The sequence below is a fragment of the Anaerofustis stercorihominis genome (genome assembly GCF_005844425.1).
Lineage (GTDB): Bacteria > Bacillota > Clostridia > Eubacteriales > Anaerofustaceae > Anaerofustis > Anaerofustis butyriciformans.
In genome coordinates, this window is record NZ_SPHL01000004.1 from 56,964 (window position 1) to 80,063 (window position 23,100).

Below are 23,100 nucleotides of genomic sequence, written 5' to 3' on the forward strand. Positions count from 1 at the left end.
TAAACGAATAAAATATATTTGTTGATTTATATATAGATAGTGTGTATTATATTATATATAGAATATCGAGTGTGTAAAATGGAGAGGTAAACTTATGAACAGAAAGGAGTTAGTATATGATATTTTAAGAAAATATCAATATGAACGAGAAAATGTAAAAAGTGTAGAAGATATTGGTCTTGATGCCAGTGAAATATCTGAGCTAATTAATGCTGATAGAAGTAATACAAGTAGGTATCTTAACGAACTTGTGAAAGAAGAAAAAATTATAAAATTAGATGGAAGACCTGTAAAGTTTGTTGAAAAAGAAATATACAATAATTTTATAAACGAAAAAAATAATGATATAGACGATATGGATCCTTTTAAAAATCTAATTGGTTTTAACTCATCTTTAAAATCTCATATTGAGCAGGCAAAGTCAGCAGTATTATATCCGCCAAGAGGGCTTCATACTTTAATTACAGGTCCCACAGGTACAGGAAAAAGTACTTTTGCGGAAAAAATATATGAATATGCAATGGAAATGAAGACAATAGATAGCGATGCAAAATTTGTTGTTTTTAACTGCGCTGAATATGCAGAAAATCCTCAACTTGTAATGTCTCAGCTTTTTGGTCATATTAAAGGAGCTTTTACGGGAGCAGATAAAGAAAAAAGCGGACTTATTGATGAAGCGAACGGCGGAGTTCTTTTTTTAGATGAAATTCATAGACTTTCTCCCGAGTGTCAAGAATTACTGTTTATGTTAATGGATAAGCATGTATTTAGAAGACTTGGAGAAACAGGAGGACAAAGAAAAGCAGATGTTCTTATTATTGGTGCAACCACCGAAGATATAAATGCTTCTTTGCTTCAAACTTTTTTAAGAAGAATGCCTGTTACAATTAATCTCCCTTCGTTAAAAGAAAGGCATTTATCTGAAAGATTGCAGCTTATAGAAAGCATATTGTCAAGTGAGCAGACAAATATGGATGTTTCCATAAGAGTTCATAAAGATGCTTTGATTGCTCTTTTATTATATGAGTGTAAGGGTAATGTCGGACAGCTTAAAGCTGATATTCAACTTTTGTGTGCAAGAGGCTTTTTGGATTATAAAGTGCACAATAAAAAATACGTGGAAATTTGTACATCTATACTTCCTGAACATATACAAGAAGGTCTTTTATATTCAAAGAATAAAAATGATTTGATTGACTTTATCAAAAATTCGGAAGAATATCATTATTTTAATAATAAAGAATTTGCAGTAGAACAAAATAGTGATTCTAATCTTGTTGCTCATATCAATGATAAATATAACGATTTTATCAAAATGGGAAGAAGCAGCATGGAGATAAGCAATATAATAAATTCTGATTTGGACGAATATTTCAATCAAATTTTTGAAAAATACAAAATAGATGAAAGAGATATTCACAAAGAAAGTTTATTAAAAATTGTTGATATTAAAGTATTGGAAACTTGTGAAGATGCAATTCAATTTGCGGAAATGAAGCTTGGAAGAAAGCTTTCTGACAGAATAAAAATAGGAATGATAATGCATATTAATTCCATGGTTGCAAGAGTTTCAAACGGAACATACATAAAAAATGATAAGATAAATGAAATTGTACTAAATAATCCAAAGGAACTAAAGATTGCCAAATTTATTTTTGCTTTACTGGAAGAGGATTTGAGTATAAAAATTCCAAAACATGAAATTGGATTTTTAACTATGTTTTTATGTGCGCCGGAAGAAATAGAAAACAAAAGTAATATAGGCGTTATTGTAATGGCTCACGGAAACTCTACAGCAAGCAGTATGGCTGATTTTGTAAATAATTTATTAAATACGCACCATTGCAGAGCTTTGGATATGCCTATGGATATGAGTACAAGCACTGCATTAAATAACCTTTGCGATATGATAAATGATACCGATGAGGGCAGAGGGGTACTTCTTCTTGTAGATATGGGTTCTCTTAATATGATGGGAGAAATGGCCATGAAAAAAACAGGAAAGAATATTTGTACTGTAGAAATGGTGTCTATCTTACTTGTTATAGAGGCTGTCAGAAAGGCAAGCCTAAGAGATACGGATCTAATTTCCTTAAAAAATGATTTAGAAAATATTTATCAAAATTTACACAGTAAAATAAGTGTTTTACCTGCACCTTATGAAAAACAAAAAACAATTATAACAACCTGTATTTCCGGAAAAGGTGTTGCAGTAAAAATTGATAATATAATAAAAGAATCCATTGATGTAAACAAATATAATGTAGTAATAAAACATTTGGATATATTAAGTGCAGACAATATTGACAAGGTTTTAGAAGAAAAAGGAATAAGCGATGTTATAGCTGTTGTTGGAACAGTGGATTTAAAAATTAATAATATTCCATTTATTCCAATAAATGAACTTATAGTAGGAAACGGAATAAGTATTTTGCATCAGTTGTTAAATGGACAAAAGTATATTCAAAATCAAGAAGATACAATTATTAATAAAACAGTTGTTAAAGAAACTTTAAAAAATATACTTACATTTTTAAATTATGAAAAAGCAAGTGTACTTTTGATTGACGCTTTTAATGATATCTTTTCTAAATTGGCACTTTCTGTGGGGAAAGATGTATTTTTAAGATTTATTATGCATACAGGATGTATGCTTGAAAGAGTCATAAAAAATGAATCTATTCCCCATCTTAATGCAGGAGAATTTATAGAAGAACATAAAGAAGAGTATAAAATAATAAAAGAAGCTTTCTTTAAATGCGAAGAAGATTTTAATATTTTTATACCAAAGGATGAAATTTCTTATATAATAGAGCTTTTACATTGATACACAGTAAAATTATTTTACAGTAAAACTTACACACTGTAATTAAAAAAAATTTTTTAAAAATTTTTTTAAGTCAAATACCTGTTATTTGGCTTATTTTTTTATAAATTCTAATTACACACAAAAGTTGGCACGCTTTTTGCATTATATATGGCAAATGATAAAAGAAAAATGAAAGGGGGTAAATTCATGATTGGGATATTAGTAGTAACACATGGAAATGCCGGAATAGAATTAGTAAAAAGCAGCGAGTTAATTATCGGGCATCAAGAAAAAATAGATGCGTTATCTTTAAATCATGGGGATGATATTAATGAACTTGAACAAAAGGTAGCAAAGAAATCAGCCGAGCTTGATGATGGAAGCGGAGTTCTTGTATTGGTTGATTTACTTGGCGGAAGTCCGTGCAACGTAACAGGTAAGAATATAAAAGGTTCTGACAATATCGAATGCTTGACCGGTGTAAACTTACCTATGTTAATAGAAGCGATTGCTTCAAGAGAAAATAATTCCTTAAAAGATTTGGTAAATATTGCAAAAGATTCATCTCTTCAAGGAATTAAAGATTTAAGAAATCTTATGTTTAATTAATTTTTTATATTGTCATTATTCGTAAAAATAAAAGGAGGAGGTAAAAATGGCAAAAATCAATCTTGTTAGAATCGACAGCAGACTTATTCACGGGCAGGTAATAACAAAATGGTTAAAAATGTCAGGTGCGGACAGAATAATCATCGTTGATGACGAACTTGCAAAAGATGACTTTATGTCTATTATCTATACAACTGCAGCTCCAAAAGACGTTAGCGTAGAAATACTTAGTGTAGAAGATGCTAAAAAGGGCTGGATGGAAAATGAACTTGGAAACGGAAGTTTATTAATTTTATTTAAAGATATTAAAACATGTTATGAACTTAAAAATGAGGGAGTGAATATTGAAAATATCCAAATTGGAGGACTTCCAAGTGCTCCGGGCAGAACTGTTATTTTAAGAGCAGTATCATTTGATGAAGATGATGTTTCAAAATTAAAAGAACTTCATGATGCAGGAGTTGAAATAAATATACATATTATTCCTGAAGAACCAAAAATGAACTATGAAAATATGATTAAAAAATTCGAAGAAAAAAAATAAGAAATAATTAAGGAGAAAAAATTATGTTATTAACATTAGCGATTGTAGCCGGTCTTTGGTACTGGATTAGTCAAAGTAAATTAGGTTATACATTCCACTGGGCGATTTGTCAGCCGATCGTTATGGCACTGCCTTTTGGTCTTATATATGGAGATGTTGCAAAAGCAATGATTATAGGGGCATCTCTAGAAATGGTATATCTTGGTATGGTTGCTGCCGGAGCAAATATTCCAGCAGATGAAAGTTTAGCAGGAGTTATTGCTATTCCAATAGCTTTAGTTTCAGATATTCCTGCTGCAACAGCAGTTACACTTGCAATTCCTTTTGGTTTACTTGGTGTATTACAAGATCAAATCAGAAGAACAATTCAAGCAAGTTTTGCTCATAAAGCAGATAAATATGCAGAAGAATGCAATATTAAAGGAATAGAAAGATGTGCGATATTATTCCCTTTAATTTTAGGATTTTTCTTAAGATTCCCACCTGTATTTTTAGCTAATTATTTTGGAGCGGGTGTTGTTGAAAATATTTTAGCGGCTATACCGGTTTGGTTAACTCATGGTTTAGAAGTTACAGGCGGCGTATTACCTGCACTTGGTTTTGCTATTACAGTATTTATTATTGGAAAGAAAACATATTTACCATTCTTTATTTTAGGATTCTTTATGGTTCAATACTTACAAATTAGTGTAATGGCAGCTGCAATATTCGGAACATGTATGGCATTACTTATCATATTCTTAAGAAGAGAAAATCAAAATACTACAACCTAAAAGGAGATTAAAATGAAACAAGAAAATATGGAAAAAAATTTAGTTAACGAAGAAGTTAATGAAGTTGTTGAAAATAAAGAAGAACAAGCAGAAAAAATAACACAAAAAGATATTAATAAAGCATTTTTTAGATGGTGGGTTGACGTTGAAGTTGCAAGCTCATATGAAAGAATGCAAGGTATTCCATTTTGTTATTCAATGATACCAATTCTTAAAAAGTTATATAAGAAAAAAGAAGATTTAAGTTATGCTTTGAAAAATCACTTAAACTTCTTTAATACTCAAGGTACATGGGGAACACCTATTCACGGTATGGCTATTGCCATGGAAGAAGAACTTCATGACGGTGATAGAGAAATGAGAGAAAATGCAATTACAGGTATTAAAACCGGCTTAATGGGACCTCTTGCAGGTATTGGAGATACCATTGACTGGGGCACATTAAAAACAATTATTGCAGGTATTGCGGTTACTTTCGGTATAACAGGTAGTATTCTTGGTGCGATTATTCCATTTGTATTCACAATCATTACATTCTTAATTGGTAAATATTTATGGAATATGGGATACAAACTTGGAAAAGAATCAGTTAAGAATATTCTTCAATCTGGTTGGATTAATGAACTTATTTCAGGTACAGCTATTTTAGGGTTATTCATGATGGGTGCTTTAGCATCAAGTTACGTTAAATTGACTATTCCAATAGCCTTTACAGTTGGCGGCACGGAAATGACAATTCAAGGTATCTTGGATAGTATTGCTCCTGGATTATTACCTCTTGGTGTTGTATTTGGTATTTATTACATTCTTAAAAATAAAACACAAAAATATGGACTTATTTCAATCGGTATAGTTGCAATATCAATTTTAGGTGCAATGATAGGATTATTTTAAATAGATACATATATAAATAATAGATAAATTAGATGAATTTTTAGGAGGATTTAGACGGATATGTTAGTCAGAATGGATGAAATTTTAAAGAAAGCCAAAGAAGGAAAGTATGGGGTTGCGGCGCCAAATGTTTATAACGATATTAGTGTAAAAGCTTGTTACGAGGCTGCTGATAAATTAAACTCTCCAATTATTTTAGATTGTGCCGGACTTCCTTTCCTTGAAGAAACTGCGGATATCGTAAGATTTTATGAAAGAAAATACCCACATGTTGTTGCAGCATTAAACTTAGATCATGGCGGTCCTTTTGAAGAGATTGTTCATGCGATTAAATATGGTTTCACATCTGTAATGATAGATAGATCAACTCTTGAATTTGATGAAAATGTAAGAGAAGTAAAAGAAGTTGTAAAAATTGCCCATGGTGCTGATGTTTCTGTTGAAGCTGAACTTGGGCATGTAGGACAAGGCTTTGAATATGAGCAAACAAGAGATGCTGGTCTTACAAAAAAAGAAGATGCTTTAAGATATATTGACCTAACAGGTGTTGATTGTCTTGCTGTTGCAGTTGGAACATCACATGGTACATATAAGGGAACTCCACATTTAGAGTTTGAATTATTAGATGATTTAAGTAAATCAATTGATATTCCTCTTGTATTACATGGTGGTTCAGGTACAGGAGATGATAACTTACAAAAAGCAGTACAAACAGGTATTCAAAAAGTTAACTTATTTACAGACTTAAGTACAGCAGCATTAAATGCAATGGTTAAATATCTTGACTTTGATTGGGACGGTATGAAACAAGACGGTTCAAAAGGTGAATTTGGTAACTTAAAAGCTAATTTATGCGATATTTCAATTGCCGCAAAAGATGGTTTTGTTGAATCTTTAGAACATTACATTAAACTTTTTGGTTCAAACGGAAAAGCTTAATTTATAAAAAATTGATTAAAATAAACTATATAAGGAGATATTATGAACAACTTTAATTTTTTATGTGATACTAAGTTTATTTTCGGTAAAGAAACCGAAAAAACTGTAGGTAGTGAAATAAAACAATATGGTAAAAAAGTCTTATTTGTAAATGACGGCGGGGATTATTTAAAAACAACCGGTTTATACGATTCTGTTGTAAATTCTTTAAATGAAGAAAATTTAGAATTTATAGAATTAAGCGGTGTTAAAGCAAATCCCGAAGTTGAACTTGTAAGAGAAGGTATTGACATTTGTAAAAAAGAAAACATTGATTTTATTTTGGCAGTGGGTGGCGGAAGTGTTATAGATACTGCAAAATCAATTGGTATAGGTATTTTCTATGATGGTGATGTATGGGATATTTATGAAGGAGTTGGAACAATAAACGATACTTTGCCAGTAGGTGTTGTTCTTACAATTCCTGGAACTGGAAGTGAATCAAGTATATCTTCTATTTTAACAAACGGTAATTCTAAAAGAGCCATTGATGATGTAAGAATGAGACCTGTATTTGCAGTTATGAATCCTGAACTTACATATTCTCTTCCTCCATTCCAAACAACAGCAGGTTGTGTAGATATTATATCTCATGTTTTTGAAAGATATTTTACAAACACAAAACATGTTGAATTTACTGATAGATTATGTGAAAGCACAATTAAAACAATTATTGACAATGTATATAAAGTTTTAAAAAATCCAAAAGATTATGAAGCAAGAGCAGAAATAATGTGGGCTGGAACAATTGCTCATAACGGAATTTTAGGAGTAGGCAGAGACGAATGCTGGGGGGCTCATATGATAGGTCATGAACTTAGCGGTGAATATAAAATTACTCACGGAACAACACTTGCTCTTATTCTTCCTTATTGGATGAAATATGTATATAAACATGATGTAATGCGTTTTGTAAGATATGCAGTAGAGGTTTGGGGAATCAGACAAAACTATGATGATCCTGAAGAAACAGCTCTTGCAGGTATTGCAAAAACAAAAGAATTCTTTGAATCAGTTGGACAACCTACATGTTTAAAAGACGTAAACGTAGGGGATGAAAAAATCGTTGAAATGGCAGAAAAATGCACAAAGAACGGTAATGTAGGCGGATTCGTTTCACTAAGCAAAGAAGATGTAATAAGTATTTATAAAAGTGCTTTAGAATAAAATTATATGGTAAAAAGGAGAAATAAAATGGACATAAAAGAAATGAAATTTTCAGTTTTAACAGAAAAAGGGCATGCAGAAGTTAGAACAAGACCTTTACCTGAACTTGGAGATAGACAAGTTTTAATTAAACAAGAAGCTTGTAATATATGTACAACAGACTATGGTCAATGGTTAGGACTTAGAGAACATCAAGGCTATCCTATGGCAGGCGGTCATGAAGGCTCTGGTACAATCGTAGCAAAAGGCAAAAAAGTAATGGATTTTGAAATCGGAGACAGAGTTGCAATGGCTTATGATGGATGCGGAGAATGTGAATCTTGTAGAAAAGGTGATGTTTTACATTGCAGTGATACTTCTATAACAGGAAGAACAGAAGATGGTTATTTAGGTGCTTTTGGTTTTGCAAATTATGCTGTTAGAAATGCAAGAAGCGTTATCAAAGTAAGTAAAGATTTATCTCCTAGCGAAGCTGCTTTCCTTGAACCATTGGCAACTGTTGTAAAAGGACTTAAAAAATTAAGAGTAAAACCTATGGAAAATGTAGTAATCATAGGTGCAGGTACAATGGGACTTGTTAATGCACAAGCTGCAAAAGCAAACGGATGTAGAGTTATTGTTTCAGAAGTAATGGAAAAGAAACTTGAAACTGCTAAAGCTATGGGCTTTGAAGTTATCGATGCAGGTAACTGTGATCCAGTGGAAGAAGTAAAAAAACTTACAGGCGGTGTAGGAGCCGATGCAGTTATCGTTGCTGTAGGTTTAACACTTGCAAATAATCAAGCTATTGAAATGTTAAAACCAACAGACGGAAGAGTATTATTCTTTGCTGCCGGATATCCTGCTCCACAGCTTGAGTTTGATTCAAACTTAGTTCATTATAAGAGACTTGAACTAATCGGTACATTTGCAGCAGATTCAATTGATTTCTTCACAGCTGGAAGAATGTTAAGTGATAGAAGCGTAGATGTTTCAAAAATTATTGAGCCAACTAAATTTAAACTTGATGATGTGCAAAAAGCCTTTGAAATGGCTTCAAAACCTGGTATGTATAGAGTAAGCGTACTACTTCAAGATTAATTATAAAAATGTTCGAATAAAAATAATAAATACTTTAAAATTAAAATTGTCAAAGGAACTATGTAAAATAGTTCCTTTTGGTGCTGTTATAAACTTATGTAAATAATTGGTGTGTTTTTATAATTAATTTTGTAGCAATAAATTTTAATATATGTTATATATGGTATTAGGAGGAAAGGCTTATGATAAAGTTAGAGCAATCTCAAAAACAAAAGCAGCAGCTAGTAATGACACATGAAATGAAACAGGCTATACAACTTTTACATTTTAATGTCTTTGAACTCACTTCTTTTATAGAAAATGAGGCTGATTTGAATATTTTTATAGAATATGAAAATCCCATAAAAAAAGATATTACAGGATCTATGGAAAGGGAAGAATCTATAATAACTGAAAGCGAGGAAGATGACGGGAACTTTTATGTTTTCACTTCTAACAGCGGATTTAACGAAAGTATTGTAAAGGATTTATCAGGACAGACTTTAAAAGAAAATTTATTATTTCAAGTAGGGCTTTTAGATATAAATAAAGACGATAAGTTTTATTTGGAATATTTAATAAATGATGTTGACTCAAAAGGATACTTGAATATAGATACTAAAGCCGTAAGTTCTGTTTTATCTTTAAAAGAAGAAAGTATTATTAGATATATAAATATTTTACAGTCTTTTTCTCCTTGTGGGGTCTGTGCTAAAAGCCCAATTGAGAGAATCGAAATACAACTTAAAGAAAAAGGAATTTATAAAGAAGAACATTCTATACTATTAAACAGCTATATGGAAAATATAGCTTATGGTAAAATAAATTCAATACATTTAAAAACAGGTTTTGACATAGATTATATTAATGATTTGATAGAAGATATAAAGTCTTGTAACTTGAATATAGCTAGTGAGTTTATTGAAGATGAGGATAATTTATACATATATCCTGAGCTTAGGGTCGTTGAAAAGAACGGGAAAATTATAGTATCATTAATTGAAGATAACACTCCTTCAATACAAATGGATAAAAGTTCTTTAATAGAAATGAGTCGTTTTGTAAATGACAAAGATTTATCGAGTTTCTATAAAGAACATTATGATAAGGCTTTGTTTATAATAAGTGCAGTAAAAAAACGAAAAGATAATATGCTTAATGTTACCGAAGAGATATTTAAGGTTCAAGGTGGATTTCTAAAAAATGGCAATTTAAAACCTCTAAAAATGTCTGATATAGCAAATGCGTGTGATATAAATGTTTCTACCGTAAGCAGGATAGTAAATGAAAAATATGTAGAAACAAAAAGAGGTGTATTCCCTCTTAAGTCCTTTTTCAAACAGACAGTTGGTGGTAGCAGTGAATTAAATGCGAATGAATGCACTGATGATGAAATAAAAAATCAAATAAAAATCATTATCGAAAAGGAAGATAAGAAGAAGCCTTTTAGTGATGAAAAAATATCTAAAATGTTAAAGGAAAAAGGGTATGTAATTTCAAGAAGAACCGTTAATAAATATAGGGGACAAATGGGTATTCCTCCAACGACAATAAGAAGAAAAGATTAAAAGCAGAAGTAAAACTTCTGCTTTTTTATAAAAAAGTTTTGATTTTTTATGGCGGGGGTAGCAGGACTCGAACCCGCGAATAATAGAGCCAGAATCTATTGCCTTACCAACTTGGCGATACCCCTATATTTATAAAATATGATATACCAACAAAATATATTTATCAAGTAGAAAATAAAAAACAAATATAAAATAAAAAAATCGAATGATTGCTCATTCGATTAATTATCTGCTTGGCAGGGGTAGCAGGACTCGAACCTACGATCACGGAGTCAAAGTCCGTTGCCTTACCGACTTGGCTATACCCCTGTGTTCTGGGGTGAAAGATGGGATTCGAACCCACGGCCTCTGGAGCCACAATCCAGCGCTCTAACCAGCTGAGCTACAATCACCATCAAACATCAAAGTTTATTTTTGTTTTTATGGCGCGCCTGAAGGGATTCGAACCCCTGACACACGGCTTAGAAGGCCGTTGCTCTATCCTGCTGAGCTACAGGCGCATATTTTAAATTAATGGAGCGGGTGAAGGGAATCGAACCCTCGCGACTGGCTTGGAAGGCCAGGGCTCTACCACTGAGCTACACCCGCATCTCACAAATGCTTAAATAGTATACCCCATAATTTTAATCTTGTCAACACGTTTTTAAAAAAATATTTAATATTTTTAAATATTTCTTTTTTATTAAATTATACACGAATATGAAAGAGTGTTTTTGCCTATTATAAAAGGGTTTTATTCATTAATAAATATATGTGATGCAAATTTAATTTTATTTATTATAAATTGTGATATAATAAAATAAATTAGGGATTTAAGGAGATTATTTATGGAAATAAATACAAAGCATTTATTTGAAAACTATAATATGTATGACGGTAAAGAAGTTATTGTCGACGGATGGGTTAGAACAATTCGTTCTTCAAATCAATTTGGTTTTATGGAAATAAACGATGGAACCAATTTTAAAAACGTACAGGTTGTTATAGAAAAAGATAAAATCGAAAACTATGATGAGGTAACAAAATTCCATGCTTGCAGCGGTGTTAAGGTTGTGGGAATATTAAATGTTACTCCTGATATGAAACAAGATTTTGAAATAAAAGCAACTAGTGTTACTCTTCTTGCAGATAGTGATAACTCTTATCCTCTTCAAAAGAAAAGACATACTTTTGAATATATGAGAGAGATTGCTCATTTAAGACCAAGAGGAAACAGCTTTAATGCAGTATTTAGGCTTCGTTCATTACTTGCATATGCAATACATGAATTTTTCCAAACAAGAGACTTCGTTTATGTTAATACTCCTTTAATTACTGCAAGTGACTGTGAAGGTGCCGGTGAAATGTTCCAAGTTACTACACTTGATATGAAAAATCCACCTTTAAATGATGAAAATAATATTGATTATACAAAAGACTTCTTTTCTGCTGAAACATATTTGACAGTATCAGGACAATTGCAAGCAGAAGCTTATGCTATGGCATTTAAAAATGTATATACTTTTGGTCCTACTTTTAGAGCTGAAAATTCAAATACTCCTCGTCATGCTGCGGAATTTTGGATGGTAGAACCTGAAATTGCTTTTGCTGATTTAAATGATGATATGAATTTGGCAGAAGATATGATGAAATATGTTATAAGTTATGCACTTGATAAAGCAAAAAATGAAATTGAATTTTTCAATAAATTTATAGATAAAGGACTTATTGAAAGACTTGAAGGTATAGTTAATTCAACATTTAAAAGAATTACTTATACTGAAGCTATTGAAATTTTGAAAAATGCAAAAGAAAAATTTGAGTACCCTGTAGAGTGGGGACTTGATCTTCAAACAGAACATGAAAGATATTTGACAGAAAAGCATTTTAAAGCTCCTGTTTTTGTTACAGATTATCCAAAAGAAATAAAAGCTTTCTATATGAGAATGAATGATGATAATAAAACAGTTGCTGCTGTAGACTTATTAGTTCCGGGCGTTGGTGAAATTATCGGAGGAAGTCAAAGAGAAGAAAGGCTTGATATTTTGGAAAACAGAATGGATGAACTTGGAATGAACAAGGAAAGTATGCAGTGGTATTTAGACCTTAGAAAATATGGCGGAGTAAAACACGCAGGCTTTGGACTTGGTTTTGAAAGACTTGTTATGTATCTTTCAGGAATGAAAAACATAAGAGACGTTATTCCTTTCCCAAGAACAGTAAATAATGCAAAATTTTAAGATAGGGGATAAATATGTATAAAATTTTAGCGCTGGATATAGATGGAACATTATTTAATGATAAAAAACAAGTAACACCAAAGACCGTAGATGCGATAAAAAAATGTAAAGATTTAGGTGTGTATGTTGTTTTATCAAGCGGAAGATATTATAAAGGTGTACTTCCTATTGCCGAAAGTCTTGAACTTGATAATTGTTATCATGTTGCGGATAATGGTATAAGTTATTTTAATACAAAGGGAGAAGTAAACTTTATAAAAGTTTTTGATAAAGAAGATTACAAACGTCTTGTAGAACATTTGAGAAAAACATGTAAATCTTTTGTGGTTACAAATGAAATGGGAATGTGGTATGAAACTGAAGATAAAAGTTGCGTTACTACAATGCGTCCAAATAATGGTGATGCTCATTTTATCAAATTAAAAGATATTTTAGATGTTCCAAATCCATTTAAAATTTGTGCATATTATGAAACCGAAGAAGATGTAAATAGAATATTATCAAAGGAATATGAAACAATAACGGGATGTGTTTCTTACAGAGTGTTGATAGATTTTTATCCTAAAGGAATAGATAAATTTGTTACATTAATGGAAGTTGCCGATAAATTAGATGTAAAAGAAGAAGAAATTATCGCAGTGGGAGATAGTGACAATGATCTTCCTTTAATTGAAAATGCTGCGCTTGGTGTAAGTGTTGCAAACGGCAGTAAAAAACTAAAAGAAGCAAGTGATGTTGTTTTGGATCTTGATAATAATAACGATCCCGTATGTTATGTTATAGAAAATATAATAGAGAGAACGTTGTATACGGGAATGTTTTAAAAGGAGCGTAATGCTCCTTTTTTATTATACTTAAATTAAACTTATATAAGTGTATATTAATTCCTTTATATAAACAGAGCTAAGTTTGAATGAGTAATTAAATATTAGATTTTAATAATGTTAATGCTTGAAATTACATTATTATGTATAAAATTTATGGAAAAGATATTATAAAATATTTTGAATTTAAAAGTTTCTATGTTGTTTGAAAGATGAAAGAATGGTGTTATAATATCTGTTAAAATATAAGAACAAACGTGGAGGTAGCTATGTATAAAGGTGGACTTGTTCTTGAAGGCGGCGGTATGAGAGGTGTCTATACTGCAGGTGTTTTGGATTTTTTTATTGATAAAGATATATATTTTGAAAATACTTATGGAGTTTCTGCAGGGATTTGTCATGCTTGTTCCTATCTTGCAAAACAAAGAGACAGGGCTTACAGGGTAAATGTTGATTATCTTGATGATAAGAGGTATGCGAGTTTTTATAGTCTTGTTACAACAGGGGATTATTTTGGGGTAAAAATGGTATATGAAGATATTCCAAACAAATTATATCCTTTTGATAAAAAAACTTTTGAAGAATATAAAGGAAATTTATATTCTGTTGTTACAAATATGAAGACCGGGGAGGCTGAATATATAAAACTTAAAGATATGGATAAAGATATTATTTATGTCAGAGCTTCCAGTTCTCTTCCTTTACTTTCAAGGATTGTTAAGGTTGATGGGAAAGAATATCTTGACGGAGGGATAGCAGATTCTATTCCTATTGAGAAAGCAATAAAAGATGGAAATGAAAAAAACGTTGTTGTGCTTACTCAGCCTAATGGATATAGAAAAGAAAAAAATAAGCTTTTGCCTATAATGAAAATAAAATATAAAAAATATCCAAATTTTATAAATTCAATGGCAAACAGACATATTAATTATAATAATTCATTAGATAAAATTAAGGAAGAAGAGGAAAAGGGAAATGTTTTTGTTATAAGACCAAGCGAAAGTTTGGATATAACAAGACTTGAAAAAAATAAATATAAACTTGAGGCATTGTATAATCTTGGTTATAATGATGCAAAAAAAGCTTATGAAAAATTATTAAACTTTATATCTGATTAAAAAGAACCTTATGGTTCTTTTTTTATTAATTTTTCTTAATAACTATTAAAAAAATTTAATAACATCTTAAACTAGGCTTCAAGATTTTATTCTTTTAAAAATTTATAATGATATTACAGAATTACTATATACTTTGCAAAGTTTTATATTATTTTTAGAAGGTGGAATTTATGAAAAAAGATGTTTTAGTTGTTTTTGGAGGAGCTTCATTTGAGTATAAAGTTTCTTTAGAAAGTGCTTACTATGTTATTAAGTCAATCAATAAAGATAAATATAATATTCATTTACTTGGAATAAAGAAAAATGGAAATTGTTATTTGTATGAAGGTGATGTGAATCTAATAAAAGATGATAGATGGTTTGATGATGAAACTTGTTATAAAGTTTTTCTTCCTATGGCTAAGGATGCAAATGGGATTAATTATATAAAAGAAGATAAGGTTTATTTTAAACATATAGACGTTGTTTTTCCCGTTCTTCACGGAAAGAACGGAGAAGATGGAACAATACAAGGTCTTTTAGAGTTTACAGGTATTCCTTTTGTTGGGTGCGGTGTGTTGTCTTCTTCATTATGTATGGATAAATATAGAGCTCATAAGCTAGTTGAAGATTTTGGGTGTAAAGTTCCAAGTAGTATATTGATAGATGATATTAAGGATAGAGATAAAATTTTAAATTTTATTGATGATGTAGGCTTTCCTGTGTTTGTAAAACCTTTAAAATCAGGCTCGTCTTTTGGCATTACTAAAGTAATAAGTGAAGAAAGATTATATAAAGCATTAAAGGAAGCTTTTCGTTATGATGATAAAGTTGTAATTGAAGAAAATATTGATGGATTTGAAGTAGGGGTAGCTATTCTTGGTAATAAAAAAATTGTTACAGGTTTGATAGATGAAATAGAAACCGGAGGAAAGTTCTTTGATTATAACGAAAAATACACTCTGGAAAAATCACTAATTCACTTGCCTGCAAGAATAAATAATGAACTTGAAAAAGAAGTTTTAGCTTTAGCAGAAAAAATATATAAAATTTTAGACTGCAAAGATTTTGCAAGAGTTGATATGTTTATAGATAAAAATAACAACATATATTTTAATGAAATAAATACCATTCCCGGATTTACCCTTCATAGCAGATATCCAAATATGTTAAAAGGTGTAGGTATAAATTTTGATGCAATTGTAAATACACTTATTGAAATGGGTGGCGGTAATGAAACTATTTATTAATAATGATATGGTTTATGACGGTGAACTGGTTTTAGTAAATAGAAACTACCCTTTAAAAAATGAACCTTTAAAGTCTGGTATGAAAAATATAGATTTTGAAAATGGTATTTATGTAAAAAGTAAAATGGCATTTATGCTTAAAGAGCTTCTTTTTGATATTGGTGTTAAAGATGAATTTGTATATGTAAGCGGTTTTAGAACCTTGACAGAACAAGAAAATATTTATGAAAGTTCTATAAAAGAAAATGGTGTTAATTTTACAAATAAATATGTAGCTTATCCTATGTGTAGTGAACATCAAACAGGGCTTGCTATTGATATAGGTAAAAGATGTGAAGATGTTGATTTTATAAGACCTGATTTTCCAAGCAGCGGAATTTTTAAAATTTTTAAACAAAGAGCCGTTAAATATGGTTTTATAGAAAGGTATAAAAAGAATAAAGAAAAAACAACTGGAATATCTTATGAACCGTGGCATTTTAGATATGTTGGATATCCGCATTCTTTAATTATGGAAAAAGAAAATTTGTGTTTGGAAGAGTATATCGAATATGTTAAATCTTTTAAACATAAAGAAAAAAGTTTGTTTTATAGTGACATTAATAATTTGATAGAAATATTTTATGTTCCATTTGCAAAGGACGGATATATAGATATACCCAATAATATTTCTTATACGATATCAGGTAACAATATTGACGGTTTTATTGTTACTGTTTGGAGAAGTTAAAATGGAAAAAAGAATAGGGTATGGCGGAATTGATATTTTTAAGTTAATTGCTGCGTTTATGGTTGTTGCAATACATATCTCTCCATTATCTTCTTTTAATGAAAGTCTTGATTTTTATATTACATATGTATTGTTTCGTGTTGCAGTACCGTTTTTTTTAATGGTATCAGGGTATTTTGTTCTTTATAAAGTGTTAACATATTCTAATGGTGTAAATATATTAATGGCTTTTATAAAGAGAATTGTTGTTTTATATTTGCTTGCAACATTATTATATATTCCAATAAATTTGTATGCCGGCAGTTTTGAAGATATTAAAAGTATAGGCGGTATTTTAAAAATGTTTTTATTTGACGGAACATTTTATCATTTATGGTATATGCCATCTGTCATTATAGGAAGTATATTGATATTTATTTTAAGTAAAAAATTTAATTTAAAGCAGGTTTTTGTAATAACGTTGATTTTATATGTTATGGGACTTTTGGGAGATAGTTACTATGGAGTTATATATAATGTAAAATACATAAAGTGTTTTTATGATTTTCTTTTCAAATTTTTCGACTATACAAGAAACGGTATTTTTTATGCACCGATATTTTTAATGATAGGTATTTTATTTAGAAGAAAGAAAAAAAGATGATGTAATAATTTCTGATTGTCCTTATTTTTTATTAAAGCCTGTATGTGAAAAAATGGGAATTAATAATATTATATCTTTAGATGTAAGAAAATTTTAAATAAAAATAACTCTTTAGGTAAAATAAAAGAATCTATCATTAAAAAAGGAATACCTTTGTATTCCTTTTTTACTTTTCAAAATCTTTAAACATAAGGCTTGGTTGTATTCCCGTATTATTTTGATATTTACCGCTTTTATATAATTCGTATTCTCCTTTAATATCATGGTAGTATATTTGGCATATTTCAACATTTGGATATATTTTAATAGGTTGGATACAAAATATTTCAAGAGTCCAATAACCGGAAAAACCAACATCACCAAATCCTGCCGTAACATGAATAAAAAGTCCCAATCGTCCGGTAGAAGAACGTCCTTCAAGCATAGGAACAAATTTATTGGTTTTGGTAAATTCATTTGTTCTTCCAAGATAAAGTTTATTTGGTTCAAGTATTAATCCTTCTTTTGGTATTATTATTTTATGCGCTTTATTTTCTTTTTTCATATCGAGAACGTAATTGTCATATACCAAAAGTTCGTTTGAAAGAGATAAATTATAGCTGTTTGGATTTAATTTATTTTTGTCAAAAGGTTCTATTATTATATCTTTTCCGATATTTTTTTCTATTTCTTTTCCCGATAAAATCATTGTTTTCCTCCCGATAGGATGTATAATGTATAATAATTATATTTTAAAGTCAGTATATCATATAAATGTTTTTTATCAATATGAATAATTTAATAATTAATGTTTTCATTAAAATAAGATACATAATTTATTAAAAATTACTTAAATTTTACATATTTCATGATATATTATGATACAATATAATTTACGAAAATCTTTTTATTAGAGAGGAATTGAAGATTATGGGATTACTTGGAGCGGTTGCAAAATCGTTGGATAATAAAGAAATAAAAAAACTTGAAAAAATTGCAGATAAAATAGATGCTTTGTCTGATGAATACAAATCTTTGAGTGATGAAGAACTTCAAAATAAAACAAATGAATTTAAAGATAGATTAAAAAACGGAGAAACTTTGGACGATTTGTTGGTTGAAGCTTTTGCCACAGTCAGAGAAGCTTCGGACAGGGTTTTGGGACTTAGACATTTTAAAGTACAGTTAATTGGTGGTATTATTCTTCATCAAGGAAATATTGCAGAAATGAAAACCGGTGAAGGTAAAACGTTAATGGCTACTCTTCCCGCATACTTAAATGCTCTTGAAGGTAAAGGTGTACATATAGTAACCGTAAATGATTACCTTGCAAAAAGAGACAGCGAATGGAACGGTAAGATGTTTAATTATCTTGGAATGAGTGTGGGATTGATAGTACACGGACTTGACTTTGACGAAAAAAAAGCTGCATACAATGCAGATATAACTTATGGAACAAACAATGAATTCGGGTTTGATTATCTGAGAGACAACATGGTTAAAAGAATAGATGATACTGTTCAAAGAGAGCTTAATTATGCTATAGTGGACGAAGTCGACAGTATTCTTATAGATGAAGCCAGAACTCCTCTTATTATTTCAGGAAGCGGAAATGAAAGTACAAGAAGATATTATGATGCTAATTCATTTATCAAAACATTAAAACCTGAAGATTATTCAGTTGATGAAAAAGATAAAACTTGTAACTTAACTGAATCAGGTATAGCAAAAGCAGAAAGAGCTTTTAATATAGAAAACCTTTCTGATATAAATAATATGGAATTACAACATCACCTTAACCAAGCATTAAGAGCAAACACTTTAATGTTTAAAGACAGAGACTATGTTGTAAGAGACGGTGAAGTTTTAATTGTAGATGAATTTACCGGAAGAATAATGGAAGGAAGAAGATATTCTGAAGGTTTACATCAAGCAATTGAAGCAAAAGAAGGAGTTAAAGTTGAAAGAGAAAGCGTAACTTTAGCTACAATAACATTCCAAAACTACTTTAGAATGTTTAATAAACTTGCAGGTATGACAGGTACTGCTAAGACAGAAGAAGAAGAATTTAAAGAAATATACAATATGAATGTATATCCTGTTCCTACAAATAAACCTCTTATAAGGGTTGATATGAAAGATGCAATCTTTACTACAAAGAAGGGTAAAGATAAAGCAATTATAAGAGAAATTAAAACTAGACACGAAAAAGGACAACCTGTGTTGGTTGGTACGATAGCAATAGAAGACAGTGAAAGAATAAGTAAACTTCTTAAAAAAGAAGGAATTAAGCATAACGTACTTAATGCCAAGTATCACGAAAAAGAAGCGGAAATAATCGCAGATGCAGGACAAATGGGTGCTGTAACAATATCTACAAACATGGCAGGTAGAGGTACCGATATTGTTTTAGGAGAAGGTGTAAAAGAACTTGGCGGACTTCATATATTAGGTACTGAAAGACATGAAAGTAGAAGAATTGATAATCAGCTTCGTGGTAGAGCAGGCAGACAAGGAGACCCCGGTTCTTCTCAATTCTTTATTTCTCTTGAAGATGATTTAATGAGATTATTTGGCGGAGAAAGAATACAAAACTTTGCAAGCAGAACAAGTCTTGAAGAAGATGAAGCTTTGGAAAGTAAAATGCTTACAAAGACAATTGAAAATGCTCAAAAACAAATCGAAGGCAAAAACTTCGGTATAAGAAAATATGTTCTTCAATATGATGACGTAATGAACAAACAAAGAGAAGTTATTTATGCTCAAAGAAAGAAAGTATTAAAGGGCGAAGATGTTTCAAGTGCAATTCATGAAATGATAGATTATGTTATAGAAAATATTGTTGATGCTTATACAACAAATGAAAGCTATAATGATAATTGGGATTTTGATAAAATCAAGGAAAATATATTTACAACTTTCGATTTAAATATTGATATTGATGAAAGCATAACAGATACTGATGAACTTAAAAATATTATAAGTGACGGCGTTTATGCATTATATAAATATAAAGAAGAAAACGAATTTTCAACTGAAGAATTAAGAGAGCTTGAAAGACTTGTATTATTAAAAGTAGTTGATTCAAATTGGATGGAACATATAGACAATATGGATCAATTAAAACAAGGTATCAACTTAAGAGCTTACGGACAAATCGACCCTGTTCAAGCATATACAAAAGAAGGTTTTGCAATGTTTGAAGAAATGAACGAAGTAATTAAGGAAGATACGGTAAAATATTTATTCCATATGAAAAAAGTTGAAGAAATAGTAAACGAAGCTCCTAAAGAAATGTTTACAAACAGTCCTGACAAACCCGCAAAGAAAAAACCTGTTGTAAATAAAAACAAAATAGGAAGAAATGATCCTTGTCCATGTGGTTCGAAAAAGAAATATAAAAAATGCTGTGGAAGAAACAAATAAAAAAGACACTATTAAGTGTCTTTTTTATTTTTCATAATAAATATCATCTTCAGTTAAATTTTTTATGACTTCTCTGTATTTTTTTAATTCTGTTTTTGCTTCGTTAAGATCAAGTTCTTTGTAATTTCCGCATTCAACAGCACTTTTACCGGGAACTTCTCCTTCGTACTCACATAAATTATTTACTGTTTCTTTTATTATTTCAATAACTTGTTTATGTGTTAAACCCAAAGTTAAGAGATAAAATCCTGTTCTGCATCCCATAGGTCCAAAATAAATAATATTATTACTGTAAGAAGAGTTTCTTAAGTATGTTGCACAAAGATGTTCTATTGTATGAAGTGCTACATTTGAAAGAAAAGGAGGTGTATTTGGTTTTATAAATCTTAAGTCGTATGTAATAACTCCTTTGTCTTCTCTTGATAAATATATTCCCGGTTCAAGTACGGTGTGGTCTACCATAAAACTTGCTATTTTTTCCATTTTATTTCCTCCGAAAAATTTAATATATAAATATAATAACATATAATATAAAAATAAACACTTATAAAGAAACTTTGTTTTTATATGTTTGGTTAAAGAGTTTGTGCATTTAAATTCTTATATTTATATTTTTTATATATTTTTATTAAAAACTTAATATAAACGTAAATAAATCTATTATATATTATATAATTAATTTGAGGTGGTAATATGAATATATGTATTTACGGTTCTTATTCAAAAAATTTAGATAAAGAAATGATAGAAGTTTCAAAACAAATAGGAAAAACTCTTGCAAAAAGAGGACATGATTTAATTTTCGGCGGTGGGAAAAACGGTCTTTTAGGTGGACTTGCAAAGGAAGTAAATGATAATAATGGCAAGACAATAGGAATAATTTTAGACGATTCTGACATGGAAACATTTGTATATAAAGATTGCACTACATTAATTTCAAAGGAAAATATGAGTGTTAGAAAACTTTATATGGAAAGTAATTGTGACGGATTTATTATTCTTCCCGGAGGAATAGGAACTCTTGATGAATTTTTTGAAGTTCTTGTACTTAAAAATAAAGGAATTATAAATAAACCAATCGCTGTTTTTAACTATAATAATTTTTTTGACGATATGTTTTCATTTATGAAAAAAATGTCAGGTGAAAATATGATGAATGATAAAGTTTTTGATTTATTTTTTGTAACTGATAATATAGATGATATGTTTAATTATTTGGAAAATTATTAATAAGAGAGGATATGGATATGATTGATTATGCTGAAGGTAGCGGAAAACAATACCATATAGGTGTAAAAAAGGGAGAAGTAGGAAAATATGTTCTTCTTCCGGGAGATCCTAAAAGATGTAAGGAAATAGCAAAGTATTTTGATAATCCAAAACTTATTGCCGATTCAAGAGAATTTGTTACTTATACAGGAGAGATTGACGGAGTAAAAGTTTCCGTTACTTCAACAGGTATAGGTGGTCCTTCTGCGGCAATAGCAATGGAAGAATTGAAAGTATGTGGAGCGGATACTTTTATAAGAGTTGGAACATGTGGAGGAATGGATCTTGATGTAAAAGGTGGAGATATGGTTATTGCAAGCGGTGAAATAAGATTTGAAGGAACATCAAAGGAATATGCTCCGATTGAGTATCCTGCCGTTGCTGATTTTGAAATAATTATGGCTCTTAAAAATGCAGCAGACAAGCTTAAAATAAGAAATCATATTGGGGTTGTTCAAAGCAAAGATTCTTTTTATGGACAACATAGACCCGAAACTCTTCCAAACAAAGATGAGCTTTTATCAAAGTGGGATGCTTGGTGTAAGCTTGGTTGCAAAGCAAGTGAAATGGAAAGTGCCGCTTTATTTATAGTTGCAAGTTATCTTAAAGTAAGATGCGGAGCCTGTTTTTTGGCAATAGCAAATCAAGAAAGAGAAAAAGCCGGACTTGATAATGTTCAGGTTCATGATACCAATGAAGTTATAAAAGTTGCTATTGAAGCAATAAGAGAACTTATAAAAAATGATAATAAATAAGCAGTACATTATGTACTGCTTTTATTTTTGTACCGTAAAATATTTATATCCAAAAATACTTTCTTTGTTACATATATTTATTTTATCGTTTATTTTTGTATTTTCATAAATTTCTTCATTTACTGATACATCTTGTGTTTTTCCATTTAATATTACTGTAAAATAATAACTATCATCATAAGATGATGAACTCATGTATTTTTCTAATACTGTTACTTGTTCATAAGTAGGTTCGCTAAATGTAAGTATATAATTTAGTGGTGATACTGTACAAAAAGAAATTACAACTATAAACAGAAAAACAGTTATTTTTTTCCATATTATTGTTTTAATCTTTTTTAATATTGTTGTTATTAAAAAAGGTATAAGAATAATAATGGAGTAAATTAATGTATGTATAAACAATATATTACTATTGTCATTTATAGTTTCGCTTTGCCACATAACCATAAAAATACATATTAGAACTCCTATAAAAGGAAAAGGAATTGTATACGATTCTGCTTT

Annotated in this window: 21 protein-coding genes and 4 tRNA genes; 18 read left to right on the forward strand and 7 right to left on the reverse strand. The window is 29.9% G+C overall.

Features of this window, described 5'->3' with window-relative positions; all coding sequences use genetic code 11:
• Positions 1–94: 94 nt before the first annotated feature.
• The 9 genes from FGQ49_RS02180 (at position 95) to rpoN (ending at position 10,401) form a co-directional block, all read left to right on the forward strand.
• Positions 95–2,827 carry a sigma 54-interacting transcriptional regulator gene (locus tag FGQ49_RS02180; protein ID WP_138268279.1) on the forward strand — a complete coding sequence of 911 codons (2,733 nt, stop codon included), beginning with the start codon at positions 95–97 and terminating at the stop codon, positions 2,825–2,827.
• 189 nt (positions 2,828–3,016) lie between these two features.
• Positions 3,017–3,418 carry a PTS sugar transporter subunit IIA gene (locus FGQ49_RS02185; protein WP_138268280.1) on the forward strand — a complete coding sequence of 134 codons (402 nt, stop codon included), beginning with the start codon at positions 3,017–3,019 and terminating at the stop codon, positions 3,416–3,418.
• A gap of 46 nt (positions 3,419–3,464) precedes the next feature.
• Positions 3,465–3,962, forward strand: coding sequence for a PTS system mannose/fructose/N-acetylgalactosamine-transporter subunit IIB (locus FGQ49_RS02190; protein WP_138268281.1), 498 nt, complete (start codon positions 3,465–3,467; stop codon positions 3,960–3,962).
• Positions 3,963–3,985: 23 nt separating this feature from the next.
• The gene (locus tag FGQ49_RS02195; protein ID WP_138268282.1) at positions 3,986–4,735 is read left to right on the forward strand and encodes a PTS mannose/fructose/sorbose/N-acetylgalactosamine transporter subunit IIC; all 750 of its coding nucleotides are present in this window, start codon (positions 3,986–3,988) and stop codon (positions 4,733–4,735) included.
• A gap of 12 nt (positions 4,736–4,747) precedes the next feature.
• Complete coding sequence (locus FGQ49_RS02200; RefSeq protein WP_138268283.1) at positions 4,748–5,629, forward strand: PTS system mannose/fructose/sorbose family transporter subunit IID; 882 nt, start codon at positions 4,748–4,750, stop codon at positions 5,627–5,629.
• 60 nt (positions 5,630–5,689) lie between these two features.
• The gene (locus tag FGQ49_RS02205; RefSeq protein WP_138268284.1) at positions 5,690–6,568 is read left to right on the forward strand and encodes a class II fructose-bisphosphate aldolase; all 879 of its coding nucleotides are present in this window, start codon (positions 5,690–5,692) and stop codon (positions 6,566–6,568) included.
• 42 nt (positions 6,569–6,610) lie between these two features.
• Positions 6,611–7,774: an iron-containing alcohol dehydrogenase gene (locus FGQ49_RS02210; RefSeq protein WP_138268285.1), complete on the forward strand. Its 1,164-nt coding sequence runs from the start codon at positions 6,611–6,613 to the stop codon at positions 7,772–7,774.
• A 27-nt stretch (positions 7,775–7,801) separates the two neighbouring features.
• A complete protein-coding gene (locus tag FGQ49_RS02215; protein WP_138268286.1) occupies positions 7,802–8,854 on the forward strand; it encodes a zinc-dependent alcohol dehydrogenase in 1,053 nt (350 codons plus the stop codon).
• A gap of 182 nt (positions 8,855–9,036) precedes the next feature.
• Positions 9,037–10,401, forward strand: coding sequence for an RNA polymerase factor sigma-54 (gene rpoN / locus FGQ49_RS02220; RefSeq protein ID WP_138268287.1), 1,365 nt, complete (start codon positions 9,037–9,039; stop codon positions 10,399–10,401).
• Between the two features lie 234 nt (positions 10,402–10,635).
• On the opposite strand, the gene FGQ49_RS02230 is transcribed toward rpoN, so the two are convergent.
• The 4 genes from FGQ49_RS02230 to FGQ49_RS02245 all read right to left on the reverse strand — a co-directional run bounded on the left by FGQ49_RS02230 (position 10,636) and on the right by FGQ49_RS02245 (position 10,989).
• Positions 10,636–10,710: transfer RNA gene (locus tag FGQ49_RS02230), tRNA-Gln, on the reverse strand.
• A 6-nt stretch (positions 10,711–10,716) separates the two neighbouring features.
• Positions 10,717–10,793, reverse strand: a tRNA-His gene (locus FGQ49_RS02235).
• 31 nt (positions 10,794–10,824) lie between these two features.
• Positions 10,825–10,901 (reverse strand) — tRNA-Arg (locus FGQ49_RS02240).
• Positions 10,902–10,915: 14 nt separating this feature from the next.
• Positions 10,916–10,989, reverse strand: a tRNA-Gly gene (locus FGQ49_RS02245).
• A gap of 239 nt (positions 10,990–11,228) precedes the next feature.
• Between FGQ49_RS02245 and asnS the strand changes: the two genes are divergently transcribed.
• The 6 genes from asnS (at position 11,229) to FGQ49_RS02275 (ending at position 17,164) form a co-directional block, all read left to right on the forward strand.
• Positions 11,229–12,620, forward strand: coding sequence for an asparagine--tRNA ligase (asnS, locus tag FGQ49_RS02250; RefSeq protein WP_138268288.1), 1,392 nt, complete (start codon positions 11,229–11,231; stop codon positions 12,618–12,620).
• Positions 12,621–12,634: 14 nt separating this feature from the next.
• The gene (locus tag FGQ49_RS02255) at positions 12,635–13,444 is read left to right on the forward strand and encodes a Cof-type HAD-IIB family hydrolase (RefSeq protein WP_138268289.1); all 810 of its coding nucleotides are present in this window, start codon (positions 12,635–12,637) and stop codon (positions 13,442–13,444) included.
• 269 nt (positions 13,445–13,713) lie between these two features.
• Positions 13,714–14,562, forward strand: a complete 849-nt coding sequence (locus tag FGQ49_RS02260; protein ID WP_138268290.1) for a patatin-like phospholipase family protein — start codon at positions 13,714–13,716, stop codon at positions 14,560–14,562.
• 170 nt (positions 14,563–14,732) lie between these two features.
• On the forward strand, positions 14,733–15,791 hold the full coding sequence (gene vanG / locus FGQ49_RS02265) for a D-alanine--D-serine ligase VanG (RefSeq protein ID WP_138268291.1): 1,059 nt from the start codon (positions 14,733–14,735) through the stop codon (positions 15,789–15,791).
• Entirely contained in the window at positions 15,775–16,521 is a 747-nt protein-coding gene (locus tag FGQ49_RS02270) for a D-alanyl-D-alanine carboxypeptidase family protein (RefSeq protein ID WP_138268292.1), read from the forward strand. Before vanG ends, FGQ49_RS02270 begins: the two co-directional genes overlap by 17 nt.
• A 1-nt stretch (position 16,522) precedes the next feature.
• Positions 16,523–17,164 carry an acyltransferase family protein gene (locus FGQ49_RS02275; RefSeq protein WP_138268293.1) on the forward strand — a complete coding sequence of 214 codons (642 nt, stop codon included), beginning with the start codon at positions 16,523–16,525 and terminating at the stop codon, positions 17,162–17,164.
• A 166-nt stretch (positions 17,165–17,330) separates the two neighbouring features.
• Here the strand turns inward: FGQ49_RS02275 and dcd are convergent, their stop codons facing one another.
• Positions 17,331–17,852, reverse strand: a complete 522-nt coding sequence (dcd, locus tag FGQ49_RS02280) for a dCTP deaminase (protein ID WP_138268294.1) — start codon at positions 17,850–17,852, stop codon at positions 17,331–17,333.
• A gap of 221 nt (positions 17,853–18,073) precedes the next feature.
• Here dcd and secA point away from each other — a divergent pair, with 221 nt between their 5' ends.
• Positions 18,074–20,569 carry a preprotein translocase subunit SecA gene (gene secA / locus FGQ49_RS02285; protein ID WP_138268295.1) on the forward strand — a complete coding sequence of 832 codons (2,496 nt, stop codon included), beginning with the start codon at positions 18,074–18,076 and terminating at the stop codon, positions 20,567–20,569.
• A gap of 24 nt (positions 20,570–20,593) precedes the next feature.
• On the opposite strand, the gene FGQ49_RS02290 is transcribed toward secA, so the two are convergent.
• Entirely contained in the window at positions 20,594–21,052 is a 459-nt protein-coding gene (locus tag FGQ49_RS02290; protein WP_138268296.1) for an S-ribosylhomocysteine lyase, read from the reverse strand.
• Between the two features lie 210 nt (positions 21,053–21,262).
• Between FGQ49_RS02290 and FGQ49_RS02295 the strand changes: the two genes are divergently transcribed.
• A complete protein-coding gene (locus tag FGQ49_RS02295) occupies positions 21,263–21,799 on the forward strand; it encodes a TIGR00730 family Rossman fold protein (RefSeq protein WP_138268297.1) in 537 nt (178 codons plus the stop codon).
• Between the two features lie 20 nt (positions 21,800–21,819).
• Positions 21,820–22,593 (forward strand): uridine phosphorylase, encoded by a 774-nt coding sequence (gene udp, locus FGQ49_RS02300; RefSeq protein WP_347559322.1) that lies wholly within the window; start codon positions 21,820–21,822, stop codon positions 22,591–22,593.
• A 21-nt stretch (positions 22,594–22,614) separates the two neighbouring features.
• Here the strand turns inward: udp and FGQ49_RS02305 are convergent.
• A partial coding sequence (locus FGQ49_RS02305; protein WP_171020558.1) for a hypothetical protein occupies positions 22,615–23,100 on the reverse strand: 486 nt, incomplete at its 5' end.

What these genes read in the sequence shown, in the direction of transcription:
- FGQ49_RS02180 (WP_138268279.1), top strand. Translation starts at nt 95, where the DNA reads ATGAACAGAAAGGAGTTAGTATATGATATTTTAAGAAAATATCAATAT.
- FGQ49_RS02185 (WP_138268280.1), top strand. Translation starts at nt 3,017, where the DNA reads ATGATTGGGATATTAGTAGTAACACATGGAAATGCCGGAATAGAATTA.
- FGQ49_RS02190 (WP_138268281.1), top strand. Translation starts at nt 3,465, where the DNA reads ATGGCAAAAATCAATCTTGTTAGAATCGACAGCAGACTTATTCACGGG.
- FGQ49_RS02195 (WP_138268282.1), top strand. Translation starts at nt 3,986, where the DNA reads ATGTTATTAACATTAGCGATTGTAGCCGGTCTTTGGTACTGGATTAGT.
- FGQ49_RS02200 (WP_138268283.1), top strand. Translation starts at nt 4,748, where the DNA reads ATGAAACAAGAAAATATGGAAAAAAATTTAGTTAACGAAGAAGTTAAT.
- FGQ49_RS02205 (WP_138268284.1), top strand. Translation starts at nt 5,690, where the DNA reads ATGTTAGTCAGAATGGATGAAATTTTAAAGAAAGCCAAAGAAGGAAAG.
- FGQ49_RS02210 (WP_138268285.1), top strand. Translation starts at nt 6,611, where the DNA reads ATGAACAACTTTAATTTTTTATGTGATACTAAGTTTATTTTCGGTAAA.
- FGQ49_RS02215 (WP_138268286.1), top strand. Translation starts at nt 7,802, where the DNA reads ATGGACATAAAAGAAATGAAATTTTCAGTTTTAACAGAAAAAGGGCAT.
- rpoN (WP_138268287.1), top strand. Translation starts at nt 9,037, where the DNA reads ATGATAAAGTTAGAGCAATCTCAAAAACAAAAGCAGCAGCTAGTAATG.
- asnS (WP_138268288.1), top strand. Translation starts at nt 11,229, where the DNA reads ATGGAAATAAATACAAAGCATTTATTTGAAAACTATAATATGTATGAC.
- FGQ49_RS02255 (WP_138268289.1), top strand. Translation starts at nt 12,635, where the DNA reads ATGTATAAAATTTTAGCGCTGGATATAGATGGAACATTATTTAATGAT.
- FGQ49_RS02260 (WP_138268290.1), top strand. Translation starts at nt 13,714, where the DNA reads ATGTATAAAGGTGGACTTGTTCTTGAAGGCGGCGGTATGAGAGGTGTC.
- vanG (WP_138268291.1), top strand. Translation starts at nt 14,733, where the DNA reads ATGAAAAAAGATGTTTTAGTTGTTTTTGGAGGAGCTTCATTTGAGTAT.
- FGQ49_RS02270 (WP_138268292.1), top strand. Translation starts at nt 15,775, where the DNA reads ATGAAACTATTTATTAATAATGATATGGTTTATGACGGTGAACTGGTT.
- FGQ49_RS02275 (WP_138268293.1), top strand. Translation starts at nt 16,523, where the DNA reads ATGGAAAAAAGAATAGGGTATGGCGGAATTGATATTTTTAAGTTAATT.
- dcd (WP_138268294.1), bottom strand. Translation starts at nt 17,852, where the DNA reads ATGATTTTATCGGGAAAAGAAATAGAAAAAAATATCGGAAAAGATATA.
- secA (WP_138268295.1), top strand. Translation starts at nt 18,074, where the DNA reads ATGGGATTACTTGGAGCGGTTGCAAAATCGTTGGATAATAAAGAAATA.
- FGQ49_RS02290 (WP_138268296.1), bottom strand. Translation starts at nt 21,052, where the DNA reads ATGGAAAAAATAGCAAGTTTTATGGTAGACCACACCGTACTTGAACCG.
- FGQ49_RS02295 (WP_138268297.1), top strand. Translation starts at nt 21,263, where the DNA reads ATGAATATATGTATTTACGGTTCTTATTCAAAAAATTTAGATAAAGAA.